Origin of the sequence: Streptomyces sp. NBC_01788 (genome assembly GCF_035917575.1) — a bacterium.
Taxonomy (GTDB): Bacteria; Actinomycetota; Actinomycetes; order Streptomycetales; family Streptomycetaceae; genus Streptomyces.
Genome location: NZ_CP109090.1, coordinates 3,955,423 through 3,976,159 on the forward strand (window position 1 = coordinate 3,955,423; position 20,737 = coordinate 3,976,159).

At 71.7% G+C, this 20,737-nt stretch carries 16 protein-coding genes, 1 tRNA gene and 1 pseudogene; 11 read left to right on the forward strand and 7 right to left on the reverse strand.

The window, feature by feature from the left end; translation table 11 throughout:
- Nucleotides 1-47 precede the first annotated feature (47 nt).
- From OIE49_RS17965 to OIE49_RS17995, 7 genes are all read left to right on the forward strand, one after another.
- A complete protein-coding gene (locus tag OIE49_RS17965) occupies nt 48-698 on the forward strand; it encodes an SCO family protein (protein WP_326803208.1) in 651 nt (216 codons plus the stop codon).
- Nucleotides 695-1,168, forward strand: a complete 474-nt coding sequence (locus OIE49_RS17970) for a copper chaperone PCu(A)C (RefSeq protein ID WP_326803209.1) — start codon at nt 695-697, stop codon at nt 1,166-1,168. The genes OIE49_RS17965 and OIE49_RS17970 overlap by 4 nt, the downstream gene beginning before the upstream one ends.
- Before the next feature lie 13 nt (nt 1,169-1,181).
- Nucleotides 1,182-3,254 carry a copper resistance CopC/CopD family protein gene (locus OIE49_RS17975; RefSeq protein WP_326803210.1) on the forward strand — a complete coding sequence of 691 codons (2,073 nt, stop codon included), beginning with the start codon at nt 1,182-1,184 and terminating at the stop codon, nt 3,252-3,254.
- An 8-nt stretch (nt 3,255-3,262) separates the two neighbouring features.
- Nucleotides 3,263-4,573: an iron uptake transporter deferrochelatase/peroxidase subunit gene (gene efeB / locus OIE49_RS17980; RefSeq protein ID WP_326803211.1), complete on the forward strand. Its 1,311-nt coding sequence runs from the start codon at nt 3,263-3,265 to the stop codon at nt 4,571-4,573.
- A gap of 131 nt (nt 4,574-4,704) precedes the next feature.
- Nucleotides 4,705-5,637, forward strand: coding sequence for a prephenate dehydratase (gene pheA / locus OIE49_RS17985; RefSeq protein ID WP_326803212.1), 933 nt, complete (start codon nt 4,705-4,707; stop codon nt 5,635-5,637).
- Between the two features lie 548 nt (nt 5,638-6,185).
- Nucleotides 6,186-7,463, forward strand: coding sequence for a serine--tRNA ligase (gene serS, locus OIE49_RS17990; protein ID WP_326803213.1), 1,278 nt, complete (start codon nt 6,186-6,188; stop codon nt 7,461-7,463).
- Nucleotides 7,460-8,269 (forward strand): HAD family hydrolase, encoded by an 810-nt coding sequence (locus tag OIE49_RS17995; RefSeq protein ID WP_326803214.1) that lies wholly within the window; start codon nt 7,460-7,462, stop codon nt 8,267-8,269. The genes serS and OIE49_RS17995 overlap by 4 nt, the downstream gene beginning before the upstream one ends.
- A gap of 14 nt (nt 8,270-8,283) precedes the next feature.
- Here the strand turns inward: OIE49_RS17995 and OIE49_RS18000 are convergent.
- The 6 genes from OIE49_RS18000 to OIE49_RS18025 form a co-directional block, all read right to left on the reverse strand.
- Nucleotides 8,284-8,370, reverse strand: a tRNA-OTHER gene (locus tag OIE49_RS18000).
- A gap of 267 nt (nt 8,371-8,637) precedes the next feature.
- On the reverse strand, nt 8,638-8,877 hold the full coding sequence (locus OIE49_RS18005; RefSeq protein ID WP_326803215.1) for an SGM_3592 family protein: 240 nt from the start codon (nt 8,875-8,877) through the stop codon (nt 8,638-8,640).
- Nucleotides 8,878-8,980: 103 nt separating this feature from the next.
- On the reverse strand, nt 8,981-9,700 hold the full coding sequence (locus OIE49_RS18010; RefSeq protein WP_326803216.1) for an ABC transporter permease: 720 nt from the start codon (nt 9,698-9,700) through the stop codon (nt 8,981-8,983).
- A 10-nt stretch (nt 9,701-9,710) separates the two neighbouring features.
- On the reverse strand, nt 9,711-10,622 hold the full coding sequence (locus OIE49_RS18015; RefSeq protein ID WP_326803217.1) for an ABC transporter ATP-binding protein: 912 nt from the start codon (nt 10,620-10,622) through the stop codon (nt 9,711-9,713).
- Nucleotides 10,619-11,527 carry an ABC transporter permease gene (locus tag OIE49_RS18020; protein ID WP_326803218.1) on the reverse strand — a complete coding sequence of 303 codons (909 nt, stop codon included), beginning with the start codon at nt 11,525-11,527 and terminating at the stop codon, nt 10,619-10,621. Before OIE49_RS18020 ends, OIE49_RS18015 begins: the two co-directional genes overlap by 4 nt.
- The gene (locus tag OIE49_RS18025) at nt 11,517-12,491 is read right to left on the reverse strand and encodes an ABC transporter ATP-binding protein (protein WP_326806261.1); all 975 of its coding nucleotides are present in this window, start codon (nt 12,489-12,491) and stop codon (nt 11,517-11,519) included. The genes OIE49_RS18020 and OIE49_RS18025 overlap by 11 nt, the downstream gene beginning before the upstream one ends.
- 258 nt (nt 12,492-12,749) lie before the next feature.
- Between OIE49_RS18025 and OIE49_RS18030 the strand changes: the two are divergent.
- The 4 genes and pseudogenes from OIE49_RS18030 to OIE49_RS18045 all read left to right on the forward strand — a co-directional run bounded on the left by OIE49_RS18030 (nt 12,750) and on the right by OIE49_RS18045 (nt 17,172).
- Nucleotides 12,750-14,533: pseudogene (locus tag OIE49_RS18030) on the forward strand (SDR family oxidoreductase).
- Between the two features lie 124 nt (nt 14,534-14,657).
- Nucleotides 14,658-15,206, forward strand: coding sequence for an RNA 2'-phosphotransferase (locus OIE49_RS18035; protein ID WP_326803219.1), 549 nt, complete (start codon nt 14,658-14,660; stop codon nt 15,204-15,206).
- Nucleotides 15,207-15,284: 78 nt separating this feature from the next.
- Nucleotides 15,285-16,187: an LLM class flavin-dependent oxidoreductase gene (locus OIE49_RS18040; RefSeq protein ID WP_326803220.1), complete on the forward strand. Its 903-nt coding sequence runs from the start codon at nt 15,285-15,287 to the stop codon at nt 16,185-16,187.
- A gap of 67 nt (nt 16,188-16,254) precedes the next feature.
- A complete protein-coding gene (locus tag OIE49_RS18045; RefSeq protein ID WP_326803221.1) occupies nt 16,255-17,172 on the forward strand; it encodes a Cof-type HAD-IIB family hydrolase in 918 nt (305 codons plus the stop codon).
- A 40-nt stretch (nt 17,173-17,212) separates the two neighbouring features.
- On the opposite strand, the gene cydD is transcribed toward OIE49_RS18045, so the two are convergent.
- Nucleotides 17,213-20,725, reverse strand: coding sequence for a thiol reductant ABC exporter subunit CydD (gene cydD, locus OIE49_RS18050; RefSeq protein WP_326803222.1), 3,513 nt, complete (start codon nt 20,723-20,725; stop codon nt 17,213-17,215).
- Nucleotides 20,726-20,737: the final 12 nt, after the last annotated feature.

Here is a 20,737-nt window from a genome sequence, read left to right on the forward strand (position 1 = left end):
ACGGCCCCCGGTGCGCGCCGGAGTTCTCACATCTGGGACATTTCTCTATGCACAACAAGACCTTCGTCGCGGCCGCGCTGCTCGCCGCGGCCACCATGACCCTCTCCGCCTGCGACAGCGGAGACGACGGCAGGAAACCCGTCGCCGTCGTCTCCGAGGACACCTCGCAGAAGGCCGCGACCGTCCTCGACCAGCCGTTCGAGAAGCCGGACCTGGTCCTCACGGACACCCAGGGAAAGAAGTACGACCTCCGCGAGGAGACCTCCGGCCACCCGACGCTCGTCTACTTCGGCTACACCCACTGCCCCGACGCCTGCCCGCTGACCATGAGCAACATCGCGGTCGCCAAGAAGGCGCTGCCCAAGGCCCAGCAGGACGACCTGCGCGTGGTGTTCGTCACGACCGACCCCGACCGCGACACCCCGGCCGAACTCGGCAAGTGGCTCAAGATGATCGACCCGCAGTTCATAGGACTGACCGGCGACTTCTCCACCATCCAGGCCGGCGCGCGTACGCTCGGCATCTCCATCGAGCCGACCACGAAGGACAAGAACGGCAAGCTCGTCTCGATGCACGGCACCCAGGTGATCGCCTTCTCGCCGAAGACCGACGCCGGATACGTCCTCTACGGCGAGGACGCCACCGTCGACGACTACACCAAGGACCTCCCCAGGATCGTCAAGGGGGAGAACCCGTGAGGCGGCAGGCAGCGGCGGCCGTGCTCGTGGCCGCGGCCCTGACCGGCACCGCCCTGCTGACCGGCTGCGGCGCGTCCTCGGACACCGGCGGCACGAAGGCCGACCTCTCCGTCCACTCCGCCTACATGCCCCAGCCCGTCTCGGCCTCCATGGCGGCCGGCTTCCTGACCATAGAGAACAAGGGCGGCGCCAAGGACGAACTCACCTCGGTCACCAGCGCCGAGGCCGAGGACGTCACCGTGCACCAGACGGCCGGCGGGGTCATGACGGAAGCCGGCCCCCTGACCGTCCCCGCCCACGGCCGCCTCGTGTTCAAGAGCGGCGGCAACCACCTGATGTTCGACCAGTTGAAGCGCGCGCCCCGGCAGGGCCAGACGGTCCCCGTCGAACTGCACTTCGCCGAATCCGGCACCGTCAAGGTCGAGATGCCGGTGAAATCTGCCACGTACAACCCCGCGACCGGACACTGAGGGAGGGACCACCTTGTCGCAGACCATCGCCCCACGCTTCCGGGCCCTGACGCTGCTGCTCCTGGCCGTCGCCGGCGTGCTCCTCGCCGGAGCCGCCCCGGCCTCCGCGCACGCCGCCCTGACCGGCAGCGATCCGCAGCAGGGGGTGGTGGTCGACAAGGCGCCCTCGCAGGTGTCGCTGACGTTCTCCGAGCAGGTCGCGATGAGCGACGACTCGCTGCGAGTCCTGGACCCCAAGGGCAACCGCGTCGACACCGGGAAGCCCGCCAACGTCAGCGGGACGACGTACGCCGTGCGCCTGCACAGCGGACTGCCGGACGGCACCTACACCGTCGCCTACCAGGTGGTCTCGGCCGACAGCCACCCCGTGGGCGGTGCCTACACCTTCTCCATCGGCGCGCCCTCCAAGACGTCCGCCACGGTCGGCGACCAGACGGTGGGCGGCGGGATCGTCGGCGCGCTCTACGGGGTCGGGCGGTACGTGTCGTACGCCGGCTTCATCGTGCTGGCCGGTGGCGCCGCCTTCGTACTGGCCTGCTGGCAGCGCGGCTCGGGCGTGCGGGCGGTGCAGCGGCTCGTCGTCTCCGGCTGGGTCGCGCTCACCGCGGCCACGCTCGCGCTGCTGCTCCTGCGCGGCTCCTACACCACTTCCGGAAAGATCGGGGACGTCTTCGACCTGACGCTCCTCGGGCAGGTGCTCCAGACCAAGTCCGGGGCGGCCCTCGTGTCCCGGCTGCTGCTGCTCGCGGCGGCGGCGCTGTTCGTCGCGGTGCTCTTCGGGGAGTACCAGAAACGCGCGGACGACGAGAAGCGCGATCTGACCTTCGGGCTCGCGATCGGCGGCACCGTGGTCGCCGTCGGCCTCGCCGCCAGCTGGGCCATGGCCGAGCACGCCTCGACCGGTCTCCAGCCCGGCATCGCGATGCCGGTCGACGTCGTCCACCTGCTCGCCGTGGCCGCCTGGCTCGGCGGGCTCGCCGCGCTCCTGGTCACGCTGTACCGGGCGCCCGCCGAGACCCCGATCGAGCCCGCGGCCGTACGCCGTTTCTCCCGCCTCGCCTTCGGCTCCGTCCTCGCTCTGGTCGCGACCGGCACCTACCAGTCCTGGCGCCAGGTCGGCTCCTGGTCGGCGCTCACCGATACGCGCTACGGACAGTTGCTCCTCATCAAGATCGCTCTGGTGCTGCTGATGGTCGGCATCGCCGCCACGTCCCGCCGCTGGACGGGCCTCTTGGCAGAGACGGCCACCACGAAGGCGTCGGCCAAGGCACGCGCGAAGGTCGCGGCGGCCGCGGGCAGGAAGTCCGGTTCGGACGCGACGACCGGGGCCGGCGCCGACTCGAAGACCGGATCCGGGAAGGGCGGGGCCGGGAAAGCAGCTGGTAAGGCCGAGGCGGGGAAAGCGGGCGCCGGGAAGGCGGCCGCCGGTGGGAAGGACGCGGCCAAGGGGAAGACCGGTGGCAAGGCGCAGCCCGGTGGCAAAGCGGCGAAGGGGGAGGCCGCGCGGCGCGCCGCCCAGCTCGCCCGGCAGCAGGCCGCCGTGGACACCGCGCGGCAGAAGCGGCTGCGGGACGCCGACCCCCACCGCTTCGGGCTGCGTCGGTCCGTCCTGATGGAGGCCGGTGTCGCCGTCGTGCTGCTCGTCGTCACCACCGTGCTGACGCAGACCGAACCGGGGCGCACGGAGACCGAGGCCAAGGCCGCCACGTCGTCCTCCTCGTCCTCTTCCTCGTCCTCCGCGGCGGGCGCCGTCACGCTCGACATGCCCTTCGACACCGGCGGCAAGGACGGCAAGGGCGTCGTACGGATCGACATCGACCCCGCGCGCGTGGGCGGCAACGAGTTGCACATCTTCGCCCTCGGGACCGACGGGCGTCTCCGCGACGTCGCCGAGCTCAAGATCTCCTTCACCCTGGCCACGAAGAACATCGGGCCGCTCCCGGTGACCCCGGAGCACGTCACCACCGGACACTGGGTGGCGAGCGGAGTGCAGATCCCCATGGCGGGCGACTGGAAGGTCGAAGCGACCGTGCGGACCTCCGACATCGACCAGGTGTCCGTCACCAAGAACGCGCAGATCGGCTGAACCGCACCATGACCGACCAGTCCACCCCGGAGACCACCTCCTCCAAGTCCGCGCGCGCGGCGACCGCGCCCGCGTCGGCCGGCACCGGAGCCGGAGCCGGAGCCGGAGCCGGCGTGTCGCGACGGCGGCTGCTCGGCACCGCCGGAGCCACCGGACTCGTCCTCGGCGCGGCCGGCGCCGGCCTCGGCTACAGCGCGGCGCCCGCCGGTGCCACCCCGCTCACCTCGCTCGGCGCCGACCGGGCGATGTTTCACGGGAAACATCAGCCCGGCATCACCGACGCCCTCCAGGCCCGCGGCCATCTCGTCGCCTTCGACCTCGTGCCCGGAGCGGGCCGCAGGGAGGCCGCCGCGCTGCTGCGCCGCTGGTCGGCGACGGCCGAGCGGCTGATGGCGGGTGAACCGGCCCCGCACGACGACACCGACGTGGCACAGGACGCGGGGCCCTCGGCGCTGACGGTCACCTTCGGTTTCGGCCGCTCCTTCTTCGACCGTACGGACCTGAGCCGGCAGCGGCCCGGCGCTCTCGACCCGCTGCCCGACTTCTCCTCCGACCGGCTCGACCAAGCACGCAGCAACGGCGATCTGTGGGTGCAGATCGGCGCCAACGACGCGCTGGTCGCCTTCCACGCCCTGCGCGCCCTCCAGAAGGACGCGGGCGGCGCCGCCCGCGTCCGCTGGCAGATGAACGGCTTCAACCGCTCCCCCGGAGCCACCACGCGGCCCATGACGGCCCGCAACCTGATGGGGCAGATCGACGGCACCCGCAACCCGAAGCCCGCCGACCCGGACTTCGACCAGCGCCTCTTCGTGCCCGCGAACGGCGAGCCCGCCTGGATGGCGAACGGCTCCTACGTCGTCGTACGCCGTATCCGGATGCTCCTGGACGACTGGGAGAAGCTGCCGCTCACCCAGCAGGAGGACGTCATCGGGCGCCGCAAGTCCGACGGGGCGCCGCTCAGCGGCGGCTCCGAGACGACCGCGATGGACCTGGAGAAGACCGGCAAGGACGGCACGTACGTCGTCCCGGTCAACGCCCACGCCCGGATCACCCGGCCCGACCAGAACGGGGGCGCGGCCATGCTCCGGCGCCCCTTCTCCTACCACGACGGCTTCGACACCGACGGCACTCCGGACGCGGGCCTGCTGTTCATCTGCTGGCAGGCGGACCCGCTGCGCGGCTTCGTGCCGGTGCAGCGCAAGCTGGACCGCGGCGACGCGCTGTCGGCGTACGTACGGCACGAGGCGAGCGGTCTCTTCGCGGTCCCGGGCGGGGCTGCGAAGGGCGAGTACGTGGGGCAGCGGCTCCTGGAGGGGTGAGCACCGCGGGAGGCGGCGGGATCGCACCCGTCACACCCGGGGAATCACACCCGTCACACCCGGTTCACCCGCGGGAGGGGCGTCCGTGAGACACGCGAGCCGGGTTCCGCCGCGGCGATTAGGGTGAGGTCATGCCAGCGAGCTACGCGTATCTCGGCCCCGAGGGCACCTTCACCGAAGTCGCCCTGCGCACCCTTCCCGAGACGGCCACCCGGGAACTGGTCCCGTACGTGTCCGTGCAGTCGGCACTGGACGCCGTCCGGGTCGGCGAGGCCGAGGCCGCTTTCGTGCCGATCGAGAACTCCGTCGAGGGCGGCATCACCACCACGCTCGACGAGCTGGTCGCGGGCCAGCCGCTGATGATCTACCGCGAGGTACTGCTGTCGATCACCTTCGCGCTGCTGGTCAGGCCCGGTACGACACTGTCGGACATCAAGACGGTCACCGCTCACCCGGCCGCCCAGCCGCAGGTGCGCAACTGGCTCTCGGCGAACCTCCCGGACGCCGTCTGGGAGTCGGCCGCCTCGAACGCGGACGGCGCCCGCCTGGTCCAGGAGGGCCGCTACGACGCCGCGTTCGCCGGTGAGTTCGCCGCCGCGCGGTACGGGCTCGTGCCCCTGGAGACGAACATCCACGACGCGGAGAACGCACAGACACGGTTCGTGCTGGTCGGCCGGCCCGCGCGGCCCGCCGCGCCGAGCGGCACGGACAAGACGTCCGTGGTGCTGTGGCAGCGCGACGACCATCCCGGCGGGCTGCGCGACCTGCTCGGCGAGTTCAGCACCCGCGGTATCAACCTGATGCTGCTCCAGTCCCGTCCGACCGGCGCCGGCATCGGCAACTACTGCTTCTGCATCGACGCCGAGGGCCACATCACCGACCGCCGGATGGCGGAGGCCCTGATGGGGCTCAAGCGGATCTGCCTCCAGGTCCGCTTCCTGGGCTCGTACCCGCGGGCGGACGCCGACGCGGCGGACCTGCGGCCTCGGCTGACCGGGACCTCGGACGAGGAGTTCGTGGCGGCGGCGGACTGGGTGGCACGCTGCCAGGACGGTCGTTTCTAGCCGGTCGCGCCGATTCCGGCCGGTGCTGCCTGCGGATGCTCGTTGTCCACAGGAGTTATCCACACCCTCCCGTCCTCGGCCCTCTCGACCTGGGGACAAGTCGACACCCAATGGGGACTCGGTCGACAAATCGGCCTTCAGCATCCAAGAGCGGCCGGGGGCGCACAGGTCACCCTTCGTCCACCTGTCTCCTTTGGTTCATCTTTTGGGGCGACCCCTTTCCACCCGAAAGTGGGCACCCTGGCGCATCGAGACGGGAATTCCTCCGTCCGCAGCACGCTTCCGGAGTGATCAATTCCGAAATCCACAGATCTTCCACACAGCCTGTGGAAAACTCTCCGCGAACTGTGGATCCCTGTGGACAACTCGACCCCAAGTCCCGTTCCGCACAAGGGAATCAGGTCAACCCGGCGCCCGCCACCTGCCTCGTTCCAGGGAGACGGGTCTCCATTATTGACACGGGAGGCAATTCCCCCATAACGGCACGTACGGCATGGTTCGGAATACTGAGTCGTGGGGTGGAACGTCGCACCGGTAGCCTTGAGCGCGTGATTGACCTTCGTCTGCTCCGTGAGGACCCCGACCGTGCGCGCGCCTCGCAGCGTGCCCGTGGAGAGGACGTCGCGCTCGTCGACTCCCTCCTGTCTGCCGACGAGCGACGCAGGTCGTCCGGCGTCCGCTTCGACGAGCTGCGCGCCGAGCAGAAGGCGCTGGGCAAGCTCATCCCCAAGGCCTCGGGTGACGAGAAGGCCGAGCTGCTGAAGCGGGCGGGCGCGCTCGCCGCCGACGTCAAGACCGCCGACGCCGAGCGCGACGCGGCCGACGCCGAGACCCAGGAACTCATCCTCCGGCTCGGCAACCTCATCCACCCCGACGTGCCCGTCGGCGGCGAGGAGGACTTCGTCACGCTGGAGACGCACGGCACGATCCGCGACTTCGCCGCCGAGGGCTTCGAGCCCAGGGACCACCTGGAGCTGGGCCGGCTCCTCGGCGCGATCGACGTGGAGCGCGGCGCGAAGGTCTCCGGCTCACGCTTCTACTTCCTCACCGGTGTCGGCGCCCTGCTGGAGCTGGCGCTGGTGAACGCGGCGATCGCCCAGGCCACCGCGGCCGGCTTCACGCCGATGCTGACCCCCGCGCTGGTCCGCCCCCAGTCGATGGCGGGCACGGGCTTCCTCGGCCAGGCGGCCCAGGACGTCTACCACCTCGACAAGGACGACCTGTACCTGGTCGGCACCTCCGAGGTGCCGCTGGCGGCGTATCACATGGACGAGATCATCGACGCCGAGCGCCTGCCGCTGCGGTACGCCGGGTTCTCGCCGTGCTTCCGCCGCGAGGCCGGCTCGCACGGCAAGGACACCAAGGGCATCTTCCGTGTCCACCAGTTCGACAAGGTCGAGATGTTCTCCTACGTCCACCCCGAGGAGTCGCAGGAGGAGCACCGGCGGCTGCTGGAGTGGGAGAAGCAGTGGCTGACCTCGCTGGAGCTGCCGTTCCGTGTGATCGACGTCGCCTCGGGCGACCTGGGCGCCTCTGCCTCGCGCAAGTTCGACTGCGAGGCGTGGGTTCCGACTCAGGACAAGTACCGCGAGCTGACCTCGACCTCGGACTGCACCGAGTTCCAGTCCCGCCGGCTCCAGATCCGCTTCCGTGACGGCAAGGCGGTCCGCCCGCTGGCGACGCTCAACGGCACGCTGTGCGCCGTCCCGCGCACGATCGTCGCGATCCTGGAGAACCACCAGCAGGCCGACGGTTCCGTGCGGGTGCCGGAGGTGCTGCGTCCCTACCTCGGCGGCCGGGAGGTTCTGGAAGCGGTGGCCAAGTGAGACCCGTCGCCGGGCCGTTCCCCTACAAGCTGATCGCGACCGACCTCGACGGGACGCTTCTGCGCTCCGACGGGTCGGTCTCCCGGCGCACCCGTGAGGCGCTCGCCGCGGCCACCGCGGCGGGTGCCGCGCATCTCGTCGTCACCGGCCGCGCTGTGCCCTGGACCCGGCACGTCCTGGACGACCTCGGCTACCGAGGCCTCGCCGTCTGCGGCCAGGGCGCCCAGGTGTACGACGCCGGGGAGCACCGTCTGCTGACCTCGGTGACCCTGGACCGGCAACTGGCGGCGGTGGCCCTGGCCAAGATCGAGGCGGAGGTCGGTCCGCTGTATCTGGCGGCGAGCCGCGACGGCCTGGACGGCGAGGTGCTGGTCGGTCCCGGCTACGCGGCGGGCCCGCTTCCGGCGACGCCGTTCACGGACGTCGCGGATCTGTGGAGCGCGCCCCTCAACAAGATCTACATCCAGCACCCGGACCTCACGGACGACGAACTGGCCGACGTGGCCCGCCGGACCGCCGGCGGTTTCGTCTCGGTCACCATGGCCGGCGAGGGCATCGTCGAACTGCTGCCGCTGGGCCTGTCCAAGGCGACGGGGCTTTCGCTGGCCGCGCGGCGGCTGGGTCTGAAGGCGGCGGACGCCATCGCCTTCGGCGACATGCCCAACGACATCCCGATGTTCGCCTGGGCGTCGCGGGGCGTGGCGATGGCCAACGCCCACGAGGAACTGAAGGCGGTCGCGGACGAGGTGACGGCCTCGAACGACGAGGACGGCATCGCGGTCCTGCTGGAGAAGCTGGCGGGCTGAACCTTCGGTCTCGGCGGAGGATGCACGGATCGAACGTGCGCGGGGGTGACCCCGACCGCGGCTTGAACCAAGCCGGTGCCTTGCCACTCGGCCAATCCTCCGGGTGGGCGGCCCACGCGAAGGGATTCGCGTGCTCGAAGCGGCCGCCCCGGGCAGCTCCCCGTGCGGAGCGGGCTCGACGGAGCCGGTAGTTACTCCGGAGCCCGCCGCGGGCTGCCCTGTCGGGAGCTCGGCGTACTGCCGTGCATCGGCATCGCCCAGCTCCTCTCCCAGAACGTGGCGCCGGCACGATCCGGCGCGGTGAACACCACCACTGTGCCGCTACGGCGGCCTCGGCGCCACCGAATTACCGGGCGCCCCGGGCCTCTTCACCCGCGCCGCCACCGACGCCGTCGGGCCTTGCTGAAGAACCATCCGGCGGGCGGCTCGTCGGAACGCCACGGCTGGGGCTCGGGCTCCTCGCGCCGCCAGCGCGCGGCGAGCATCCGCGCCCGGGCGGAGGGCTCGGCGGTCCCGGCGCCCCGTATGAAGTCGGCGTCCAGGACGACGTCGTCCCACGTGTCCCCGGTCGCCTCCCGGCCCTCGCTCTCCGGCACGTCGCCCGCCATCACATCCTCCTGCCGCTTCATCCGGTTTGCCCAGTGTGCCCGGGTGGAGGTGAAGCCTCCGTCAAGGCCGGGCAGGACCGCCCGGCCTTGAGCGGATGCCTCGCTACTCCTCGCCTGCGAGGGTCAGCGACCGCAGTTTCTGTCCGGCGTACCAGGTGGCCAGGACGGTCACCACCACCAGCAGCACGGTCGCCGTCGGCAGCCCGACGTCGGAGGTGACCATGTCCCCGCCGGAGACCTTGTGCGCCACGGCCAGCGCCCACTGCTGGACGCTCAGCGTGCGCGCCCCGGCCACCAGGGAGCCGAACAGCGCCTCCCAGACCAGCGCGTAGACGAGCCCGAAGACCACCGCGTGCCGGGAGACCGTGCCCAGCAGGAGGAAGAGGGCCGCGTAGGCGATGGAGGCGACCAGCGCGGCCACCGTGTAGGCGACGGCGATCTGCTGTCCGTTGCCGTTGAGGATCAGCCCGGCGACCAGGGTCGGCAGCGCGGAGAAGACCATGGTCACCGCGATCGCCACGATCAGCTTGGTGAAGATGATCGTCGGCCGCTTGAGCGGTTTGGACAGCAGGTACACCACCGAGCCGTCGTCGATCTCCGGTCCGATCGCTCCGGTGCCGGCGATGACGCCGATGATCGGCACCATGGTGGCGAGCGCGAACCCGCCCAGGACGTTCACCGTGGTCTGGTCGTCGGCTCCGGCGAGGGCGCGGACGGCCGTGGCGATCACGATCAGCAGCAGCGGCAGCGCGCCGAGGATGAGGGCCCGGCGACGGCCGAGCAGGGCCCGGTAGGTGAGCCGGGCGACTGTGGGGTCGTACATTTTCGGCCTCCTACGCCGCGACCAGATACGAGAAGACGGACTCGAGGGACTCGTCGGAGGGCGAGACCGTGTGCAGCCGGATGCCGTGGTCGCGGGCGACCCGCGGCAGCAGGGTCGTGAACCGGCCGAAGTCGACGGCCTGGACGCGCAGCGCGCCCTCGGCGAGATCGACCTCGATGCCGGACGTCGACGGGTCGGCGATCAGCGCGGCCGCCAGTGCCCGGTCGTCGCTGGAGCGCACCAGGTAGCGGTGCGGCCGGTCGGTCATCAGGCGGCGGATCCTGCGGAAGTCGCCGCTGGCGGCGTGCCGTCCGGCGACCACGACCTCGATGTGCCAGGCGAGTTGTTCGACCTCCTCCAGGATGTGGGAGGAGAACAGCACGGTGCGGCCCTCGTCACCCATGCGCCGCAGCAGGTCCATCAGCTGCATGCGCTGGCGCGGGTCCATGCCGTTGAACGGCTCGTCGAGCAGGAGCAGCGAGGGGTCGTGGACCAGCGCGGAGGCCATCTTCACGCGCTGGCGCATGCCCTTGGAGTAGGTGGAGATCTTCCGGTCCTGCGCGTACTCCATCTCAACCGTGGCGAGCGCCTTCTGGGCGGCCCTGGCGCCCAGGCCGTGCAGTTCGGCGTTGGCGACGACGAACTCGCGGCCGGTGAGGAAGTCGTACATCGCCTCCCGCTCGGGGACGATGCCGATGTGCTCGTAGATCTTCTCGTTGCGCCACACCGCCTGCCCGTCGAGGGTGACCGTGCCGGTGGAGGGGGCAAGGAAGCCGGCCATCATGTTGATCAGCGTGGACTTTCCGGCGCCGTTGGGGCCGAGCAGCCCGGTGACGCCGGGGCCGATCGTCATGGTGATGTCGTTGACGGCGACCACGTTGCCGAACCAGCGGGAGACGTGGTCGATGCTGAGGGTCGTCACAGTCCCACCTTCTTGTAGCGGCGCAGCAGGAGACCGTACGCGGCGGCGATGACGCCGAGGGCGACGAGGACGTGGACGACGCCCTGTCCGCTGCCCGGGCCGACACCGCCGGGGGCCGAGGAGGTCGCGCCCAGGAAGGCGGTCTGCACGCCGTCGACGAGGGTGACCGGTGAGAACAGGCCGATCCAGGGGATGGCGCCGGAGTTGTTCCGGACCTCCGCGATGGCCTGGAGGGTGGAGACGGCGCCGTAGGAGATGACCAGCACGGCGATCACGGCGGCGATGCCGAAGCCGCGCCGCGGGGTGACGGCGGCGATGACGAGGGCGATGCCGGCGAAGAGCAGTGAGAGCAGTGCCACGGAGACGACTCCCTCGGCGAATCCCTTGGTCTGGTCGGCGAAGTCCATCTTGGCCAGCAGCGCGCCCACGTAGAGCACGAGCAGCGGGGCGGCAGTCAGGATGAACAGCGCGGAGGCCAGCGCCGCGTACTTGGCGCGCACGTAGTCGGCGGTCTCGATGGGGCGTGAGAAGTACAGCGGCACGGTCTTGAAGCGCAGGTCGCGCGAGACGGACTGGGGTGCCTGCGAGGCGACGTACAGGCTGATGACTCCCTGCATGATGATGGCGTAGCGCGTGTACTCGATGGGCAGGTCCTTGGCCTTGGTGGCGACCGCGACGGCGACGATGATGGCCGCGGGCACGCACATCACCACGAACAGCAGCATCGGCAGCACCTTGGACTTCACCGAGCGGCCGAGGCCGTAGGCGCCGCGCAGGGACTGTGAGTACAGCGAGCGGCGGGCGTAGGCGCGGCCGAGGCGGGGGCCGTCGTAGCTGCGGTAGCCGATGTTGTGGATGCGGGTCTGGTCACCCGTGGGCGTTGCCGCGGTGTGTTCAACCGCCATGGCCGACCGCCTCCTTCCCCTGTGCGTCGTGCTGTTCGTCGCTGTCCCGGAAGACCTCCGAGATGTGGTGGCGTCGCTGCTCCATGCGCACGAGGCCGAGGCCGAGGTCCACGATCACGTCCCGCACCAGGTCGTAGGTCTCCTCGCCCTGGGCGGTGAGCAGCAGGACGTGTCCCGCGCCCGGCAGGCCGGTGCTGTCCTGTGTCTCCACCCCGCGCGCGTGGAGCGCTTCGCGCACCGCGCGGGTGCCGTCCGGGTGCTCGTCGCTGTCGGTGACCTCGATGGCGAGGGTCGTCGTGGTCTGGGTGAAGTCGGTGGTGGAGCTGGAGCGCAGGAGCTTGCCGCCGTCGACGACGACCACGTGGTCGCAGGTGCGCTCCAGTTCACCCAGGAGGTGGGAGGTGACCAGGACGGAGATGCCGAAGTCGGTATGGATGCGGCGGATCAGGCCGAGCATGTCGTCGCGGCCGACCGGGTCGAGGCCGTTGGTCGGCTCGTCGAGGAAGACCAGCTGCGGGTCGTGCACCAGGGCTTGGGCGAGCTTCACGCGCTGCTTCATACCCGTGGAGTAGCCGCCGATGGGGCGGTAGCGCTCCTCGTACAGGCCGACGTGGCGGAGGGTGTCCGCGGTGCGCTCGCGCGCGGCGGTCGGGGGCAGGCCGGACATGCGCGCCATGTGGACGACGAACTCGGTGGCCGAGACGTCCGGCGGCAGGCAGTCGTGCTCCGGCATGTAGCCGACGCGCTCACGGATGGCGGCGCCCTCGGTGGCGACGTCGAGGCCGAGCACCTCGGCGCGGCCCTCGGTGGCGGGGGACAGACCCAGCAGGATCTTGATGAGTGTGGACTTGCCGGCTCCGTTGGCGCCGACGAGTCCGGTCACACCCGGTCCGACGTCCACGGAGAGCCGGTCAAGCGCGGTCACCCGTGGGAACCGCTTGCTCAGGCTTTCGGTCGCGATCACAGTCACGTCTTCGACGGTAGTGATCCGGACCACGCCGGTCGTCAGACCCCAGAGCCGTCTTCAGGTCCCCCTCGAGTATTACGGGGACCCTAGGGGGTGGACCCTGGGGACCGGGCGGCCCACGGAGTTCCGCCACCCGGACCGCATTGTTGACGCCTGGTCTAACAAGTGTCAGAGTCGCCAGGACCACAGCACGGGCACGGCACAGGCACAGGCACAGGCACAGGCGGCAGTCGATCCGACCCGGGCGGAGGAGAAGTGACGACGCTGAAGGGCGCGCGGGAGCGCTGGGTGCGCACGGGCGGGGTCGAGCTGTGCGTGGCCGAACTGGGCGATGCGGGGCAGCCCACGGTCGTCCTGGTGCACGGCTATCCGGACAGCAAGGAGGTCTGGTCCGAGGTCGCCGAGCACCTCGTCGGCCGCTTCCACGTCGTGCTCTACGACGTCCGCGGACACGGCCGCTCCACCGCGCCGCGGCCCCTGCGCGGGGGCTTCACCCTCGACAAGCTGACCGACGACTTCCTGGCGGTCGCGGACGCGGTGAGCCCGGACAGGCCGGTGCACCTGGTGGGCCACGACTGGGGCTCGGTGCAGGCCTGGGAGTTCGTCAGTGTCCGGCGCACCGAGGGCCGGATCGCCTCCTTCACCTCGGTGTCCGGCCCCTCCCTCGACCACTTCGGCCACTGGATCGCCGGGCGCGTCAGGCGCCCCACCCCGCGCCGGGCAGTCCAGCTCCTCGGCCAGGGCGCCAAGTCCTGGTACGTGTACCTGCTGCACACGCCGAGGCTGCCCGAGCTGGCCTGGCGCGGCCCGCTCGGCAAACGCTGGCCCGGCATTCTGCGGCGCATCGAGAAGATCCCCGGCGACGACTACCCGACCTCCTCGCTGCCCCGGGACGCGGCCCACGGCGCCTGGCTGTACCGGGACAACGTGCGAGCCCGGCTGCGCGGACCACGGGCGGACGCCCACGCGCACGCGCCGGTGCAGCTCATCACCCCGCTCGACGACGCCTTCCTCTCGGAGTGCCTGTACGACGGCCTGGAGCAGTGGGCCCCCGGCCTGGTGCGCCGCACGCTTCCCGCCGGCCATTGGGTCCCGCGCACCCGGCCCGACCAACTGGCGGCCTGGATCACCCAGTTCGTCACGGCCACCGAGAGCGGGCAGCCGCAGCCGGCCGCCACCGGGAAGTACGCCGATCGCTTCGCCGGGCAGCTCGTGCTGGTCACCGGCGCGGGCAGCGGCATCGGACGGGCCACGGCGACGCCTTCGCCCGGGCAGGCGGGCGCGTGGTGGCCGTCGACCGGGACGCCGAGGCCGCGACCCGCACCGCCGAGCAGTCCCGGCAGCTCGGGGCTCCGGCCGCCTGGGCCGAGGCAGTGGACGTCTCCGACGAGCAGGCCATGGAGAAGCTGGCCGGGAAGGTCCATGCCGAGTACGGAGTGGTGGACGTCCTGGTGAACAACGCGGGCGTCGGCCTGTCCGGCTCGTTCTTCGACCACACCCCCGAGGACTGGCGGAAGGTCCTCGACGTCAATCTGTGGGGAGTGATCCACGGCTGCCGCCTGTTCGGGAGGCGGATGGCCGAGCGGGGCCAGGGCGGACACATCGTCAACACCGCGTCCGCGGCGGCGTACCAGCCGTCGAAGGCCCTGCCCGCCTACAGCACCTCCAAGGCGGCGGTGCTGATGCTGAGCGAGTGCCTGCGCGCGGAACTGGCAGGGCGGGGGATCGGCGTCACGGCGGTCTGTCCCGGCTTCGTCGATACCGCCATCACGTCCACGGCGCACTTCACGGGCGTCGACACGGAGGAGCAACAGCGGCGCAGACAGCGCGCGGCCCGCCTCTACGGGCTGCGCGGTTACCCGCCGGAGAAGGTGGCCGACGCGATCCTGCGCGCGGTGGTGCGCGACGAGGCGGTGGTGGCGGTGACGCCGGAGGCCCGTCTCCTGCGCGCCATGTCCCGCTTCAGCCCGCGGGCTCGACGCCGGCTCGCGCGGGCGAAACCACCGCTGGGTACCGCGGATCCGGGCCAACGCGTCTGAATCGGCGGCCAGTTGTCCACAGGTATGGGCCCCCGGCCTGTGGACAACATCACTTTGCTGTGGATCAAACCTCGCGGGCGAAAATGACCTGCGTGATCCGCGTCTCTCCCAGCATGCTGGTGGCATGGACGAAAGACGCACCGTGAAGGTGTCGAAGTACCTCGCCAAACACCTTCGCCACCAGCCCGAGAGGATCGGGCTCACACTCGACGAGGGCGGCTGGGTCGAGATCGACGCACTGATCACGGCGGCGTCCGCGCACGGTTTCCGGTTCACCCGCGAGGAACTGGACCACGTGGCCGCCACCAACGACAAGCGGCGCTTCGCGATCGAGGGCAGCCGCATCCGCGCCAGTCAGGGCCACACCATCGATGTCGACCTCGGGCTGCCGGCCGCGACGCCGCCGCCGTACCTCTACCACGGGACCGTGGCCGGCAGGCTGGAGGCGATCCGCAGCGAGGGGCTTCGGCCGATGAACCGGCACGACGTGCACCTCTCGCCCGACCGCGAGACCGCGACCCGCGTCGGCGCCCGCCGTGGCCGCCCGGTCGTCCTCTCGGTGGACGCGGCCGCCATGCACCGCGACGGTCATGTCTTCCATGTCAGCGCCAACGGGGTGTGGCTGACACAGTCCGTGCCGCCCCGGTACCTGCGGTTTTCCGAGACTCGCTGACCGTCTCGGTCCACGGCCGCCGGCCACCCACGGTGACCGTTTCACGTGAAACACCCGCGAGTGTCTAGGCTCGGGTCCATGAGTCTGCGCCTGAGCACCGTGATCCTTCCGTATCGCCGCTGGCACGAGGGCGGCCGTTCTGCATGGACACGTGCCGAACAGCTCGGCTTCCACGCCGCCTACACCTACGACCACCTGTCCTGGCGCAGCTTCCGCGACGGCCCGTGGTTCGGGGCCGTGCCGACACTGACCGCCGCCGCGGCCGTGACGGAGCGGATGCGGCTGGGCACCCTCGTGACCTCGCCGAACTTCCGGCACCCGGTCACTCTCGCCAAGGAGCTGATCTCCCTCGACGACATCTCCGGGGGCAGGATCACGCTCGGCATCGGCGCGGGCGGCACCGGCTTCGATGCCACCGCTCTCGGGCAGGAGCCTTGGACGCCACGGGAGCGGGCCGACCGCTTCGCCGAGTTCGTCGCGCTGCTCGACCAGTTGCTGACCGAGGACGCGGTGTCGTACGAGGGCGACTTCTACGCGGCGCACGAGGCGCGCAACATCCCCGGCTGCGCGCAGCGGCCCCGGCTGCCGTTCGCCGTGGCCGCGACCGGGCCGCGCGGGCTGCGGCTCGCCGCACGGTACGGACAGGCCTGGGTGACCACGGGTGACCCGAAGCTCTACGAGAACGGCACGCCGGAGCAGTCCGTCCAGGCCCTTCGCGCCCAGACCGAGAAGCTCGCGGACGCGTGTGCCGCTGCGGGCCGTGACGCCTCCGAGCTCGACAAGATCCTGCTCACCGGATTCACCCCTGACCGCGGTCGTCCGCTGGAGTCCCTGGACGCGTTCGTCGACTTCGCGGGCCGCCACCGGGAGCTGGGATTCACCGAGATCGTGATCCACTGGCCGATCCCCGACTCGGACTTCGCCGCGGACCAGAAGGTCTTCGAGCGGATCGCGATGGAAGCGCCCTCCCAGCTGACGTGACCGATGCAACCCCTCAGATGTGCGAACTCTCGCACGATCGTGCGGACATACAGGCGACAATGACGCGGTGACCTCAGCGACTCGACAGCCAGAGACCCCGGCCTCACCCCAGCTCTCGACCTCGTTCGAGCCGGGGGGCACCCCCGGCGCCCCCAGCGTTCCGCCTCGGCTGATCGCCACCGATCTCGACGGCACCCTGCTGCGCGACGACAAGTCGGTCTCCCCGCGCACGATCGCCGCCCTGGCGGCGGCCGAGGAGGCGGGCATCGAGGTCTTCTTCGTCACCGGCCGCCCGGCCCGCTGGATGGACGTGGTCAGCGACCACGTCCACGGCCACGGTCTGGCGATCTGCGGCAACGGCGCCGCCGTGGTCGACCTGCACGGCGGTCCCGGCGCCCACCGCTTCGTGAAGGTGCGCGAGCTGGCCCGGGACACCGCGCTGGACGCCGTACGGCTGGTGCGCGAGGCGGCTCCGGGCACGGTGTTCGCGGTCGAGCAGACCTACGGCTTCTACCAGGAGCCGGCCTATCCGAAGCTGCACATGGAGCTGCCCGACGTCCTCGCGCCGGCCGAGGAGCTGCTGGCGCCGGGCGGAGTCGGTACCGCCCAGCCGATCCTGAAGATCCTCGCCCACCACCCCACGCTGGACCCCGACGCCTTCCTCGCCGTCGCCCGCCTCGCCGCCGGCGAGCACGTCTCCATCACCCGGTCCAGCCCCAGCGCCCTGCTGGAGATCAGCGGTCCGGACGTCTCCAAGGCGAGCACTCTGGCCCTGTGCTGTGCCGAGCGCGGCATCTCCCAGGAGGAGGTCGTCGCCTTCGGCGACATGCCGAACGACGTCGAGATGCTCACCTGGGCCGGCCGGTCCTACGCCATGGGCAACGCGCACCCCGCCGCCATCGCCGCGGCGTCCGGACGGACGGTCGCCAACAACGAGGACGGCGTCGCGGTCGTCATCGAGCGGTTGCTGGGGGAGCGGCCGTAGCGGGCGGGCCGCCCGCCGGTAGCGGCCCGCGAACGGGCCGCTACCCCACGCCCACCAGCAGCTCCGTCTGCGTCTCCCGTTCGACCATCCGCCGCAGCGGCCCCGGCAGCACGGCCAGTTCCGCGTACGGTCCCCGCTGGACGACGCGCCCCTCGTCGAGGACGATCACCTCGTCCACGGCCGCCAGCCCGGCCAGACGGTGGGTGATGAGCAGCGTCGTACGGCCCTCGGTGGCGGCCAGCAGATCGCCGGTGAGCGCGTCGGCTGTCGCCAGGTCGAGGTGTTCGGCGGGTTCGTCGAGCACCAGCACCGGGAAGTCGGCGAGCAGCGCGCGGGCGAGTGCCAGCCGCTGACGCTGGCCGCCCGACAGCCGGGCACCGTGCTCGCCGACGAGCGTGTCGAGACCGTCGGGCAGGGCGTCGACCCAGCCGAGCAGCCGGGCCCGGGCGAGGGCGTCCCGCAGGTCGGCCTCGGTGGCGTCCTTCTTCGCGAGCAGCAGGTTCTCGCGAACCGAGCTGTCGAAGAGGTGCGCGTCCTGGGCGCACAGCCCGACCAGCCGCCGTACGTCGTCGCCGGCCAGGGCGCCGGCGTCGACGCCGCCGAGGGTGTACGTGCCCGCCTCCGCGTCGAGAAAGCGCAGCAGCACCTGGGCGAGCGTCGTCTTGCCGGAGCCGGACGGCCCGACCACGGCGACCCTGCGGCCCTCCTGGAGCGTCAGGTCGACTCCGGTGAGCGCCGCCCGGTTCTGCCCCGCGTACCGCGCCGTCAGGTCGCTGACGGTGAGCGGGAACGGCGAGGCGGGCGCCGGCAGGGGCCGCTCCGGTTCACGGACGGGCTCGGGGGCGTCCAGGACCTCGTGGACCCGCTCCGCGCTGCGGCGTACCCGGTGCCGGTGGCGTACGGCGAGCGGCATGCCGAGGACCGCTTCGAAGGCGGCGAGCGGGGTGAGGACGACAACGGCCATGGCCACACCGCCGAGCCGCCCGTCGGCGACCGCCTGGGCGCCGACCAGGGCGGCGGCGGCGACGGTCAGTCCGGAGACCAGCGCGGTGAGCCCGTCGCCGAGCGCGGTGGCGGTGGCGGAGCGCGAGTCGATCCGGGTGAGCAGCCGGTCGGCCCGCCGGGTCTCGGCGGTGCGGGCGGGCAAGGCGCCAGCGACGGTCAGTTCGGCGGTTCCGGTGAGCAGTTCGGTGACGCGGGTGGCCAGCGCGCCGCGCGCCGGGGCGAGCCGGTGCTCGGCGCGCCGGGCCACGGACGCAGTGATCAACGGGACGCCTGCCCCGGCCGCGAGCAGGCCGGCCGCGAGCACCGCCCCGGCCTCCGGCAGCAGCCAGGCCGTGAAGGCGACGGTGGCGGCGGACACGGTCAGTGCCGCACCGGCGGGCAGCAGCCAGCGCAGCCAGTAGTCCTGGAGCGCGTCCACGTCGGCGACGAGCCGTGTCAGCAGGTCGCCGCGGCGCATCCGGCGCAGCCCGGCGGGCGCCAGCCGCTCCAGTCTCCGGTGGACGGCGACCCGTGTGTCGGCGAGCATCCGGAGCACCGCGTCATGCGAGACCAGCCGCTCCGCGTACCGGAAGACCGCACGTCCGATGCCGAAGGCCCTGGTCGCCGTGACGGCCACCATCAGGTAGAGCACGGGCGGCTGCTGGGACGCCCGGGAGATGAGCCACCCGGAGGTGGCCATCAGCCCGACCGCGCTGCCGAGCGCCAGGCTGCCCAGCAGCAGGGCGAGGGCGAGCCGGCCACGCCGGGGGCCGGACATGGCCCGCACCCGGGCGAGGACGCCTCGGGCGTCGGCGGTGGCCTCGGGCGCGGATTCGGCCGGATCGGAGGCCGGTCCGGTCTCCTCCGTTCGCACGGAGGGAGTTTCGGCGGCGTGTGCCCGGGCGGTGCGGGTCACGGCCGGCGCCGGCCCGGCGGACTCGGTCCCGTCGAGACGCACGACCCGGTCCGCCACGTCCAGCAGTGCGGGCCTGTGCACCACGAGCAGCACCGTCCGGCCCGAGGACAGCCGCCGTACCGCGTCCACGACTTCCGCCTCGGTCGCTCCGTCCAGGGCGGCCGTCGGCTCGTCGAGCAGCAGGACGGGCCGGTCGGCGAGGAAGGCCCGGGCGAGCGCGAGACGCTGCCGCTGCCCGGCTGAGAGCCCGGCCCCGTCCTCTCCGAGCCGGGTGTCCATCGCCTCCGGCAGCGCGTCCACGAACTCCAGCGCACCGGCGTCGGCGAGCGCCCCGCGCACGGCGGTGTCGTCCGCGTCGGGCCGGGCCAGCCGTACGTTCTCGGCGATCGTTCCCGCGTACAGGTGCGGCCGCTGAGGAACCCAGGCGATGCGCGAGCGCCACTGCTCCAGGTCGACGTCGGCGAGATCGGCTTCCGCGACGCGCACCCGGCCCGTGCTGGGCTTCACGAATCCCAGCAGGACGTTCAGCAGCGTCGACTTGCCCACACCGCTCGGCCCGACGAGCGCGACCGTCTCCCCCGGCCGCACGGAGAAGGACACATCCGTCACCGCGTCCGCGGACCGCCCGGGATAGCGGACGCTGACGCCCTCGAAGGTCAGGGCGCCGGTGGGCACGTCCCCGGTGCCGGACTCGGGTACGGGGGTCTCCAGCACGGCGAAGATCTCCTCGGCGGCCGCCAGTCCCTCCGCCGCCGCGTGGTACTGCGCGCCCACCTGACGCAGCGGCAGGTAAGCCTCGGGCGCGAGCACCAGGATGACCAGTCCGATGTAGAGGTCCATGTCGCCGCTCACGAGCCGCATACCGATCGTCACGGCGACCAGCGCCACCGACAGCGTGGCGAGCAGTTCCAGGGCGAAGGAGGACAGGAAGGCGATCCGCAGCGTGCGCATGGTCGCCCGCCGGTACTCCCCGGTGATCCGCCGGATCGACTCCGCCTGTGCCTTGGCCCGGCCGAACACCTTCAGGGTCGGCAGTCCGGCGACGACGTCCAGGAAGTGGCCCGACAACTGGGACAACAGCCGCCACTGGCGGTCCATGCGGGACTGCGTGGCCCAGCCGATCAGCATCATGAAGACGGGGATGAGGGGCAGGGTGGCGACGATGATGGCCGCGGAGACCCAGTCCTCGGTGACGATCCGGGCGAGCACCGCCACCGGGACGGCCACGGCCAGTCCCAGCTGCGGCAGATAGCGCGAGAAGTAGTCGTCCAGGGCGTCGACACCTCGCGTCGCCAGGGCCACGAGCGAGCCCGTGCGCTGCCCGCTCAGCCAGCCGGGACCGAGCGCCGCCGCACGCTCCAGCAGTCGCCCGCGCAGCTCGGACTTCACCGCCGCGCTCGCCCGGTGCGCGGCAAGCTCGGTCAGCCAGGCGACCAGCGCACGGCCGCAGGCGACGAGGGCCAACAGCAGCAGGGGCGTGCGGAGTTCGGCGACCGGCATCCGGTGCTGGAAGGCGCCCACCACCACCTCGGCGATGAGCATCGCCTGAGCGATGACCAGGCATGCCCCGACGGCGCCCAGTCCGACTACGGCCACCAGGAAGAGCCGGGTGGCACGGGCGTGACGCAGAAGTCGCGGATCAATCGGTTTCATGGAGAACATGCC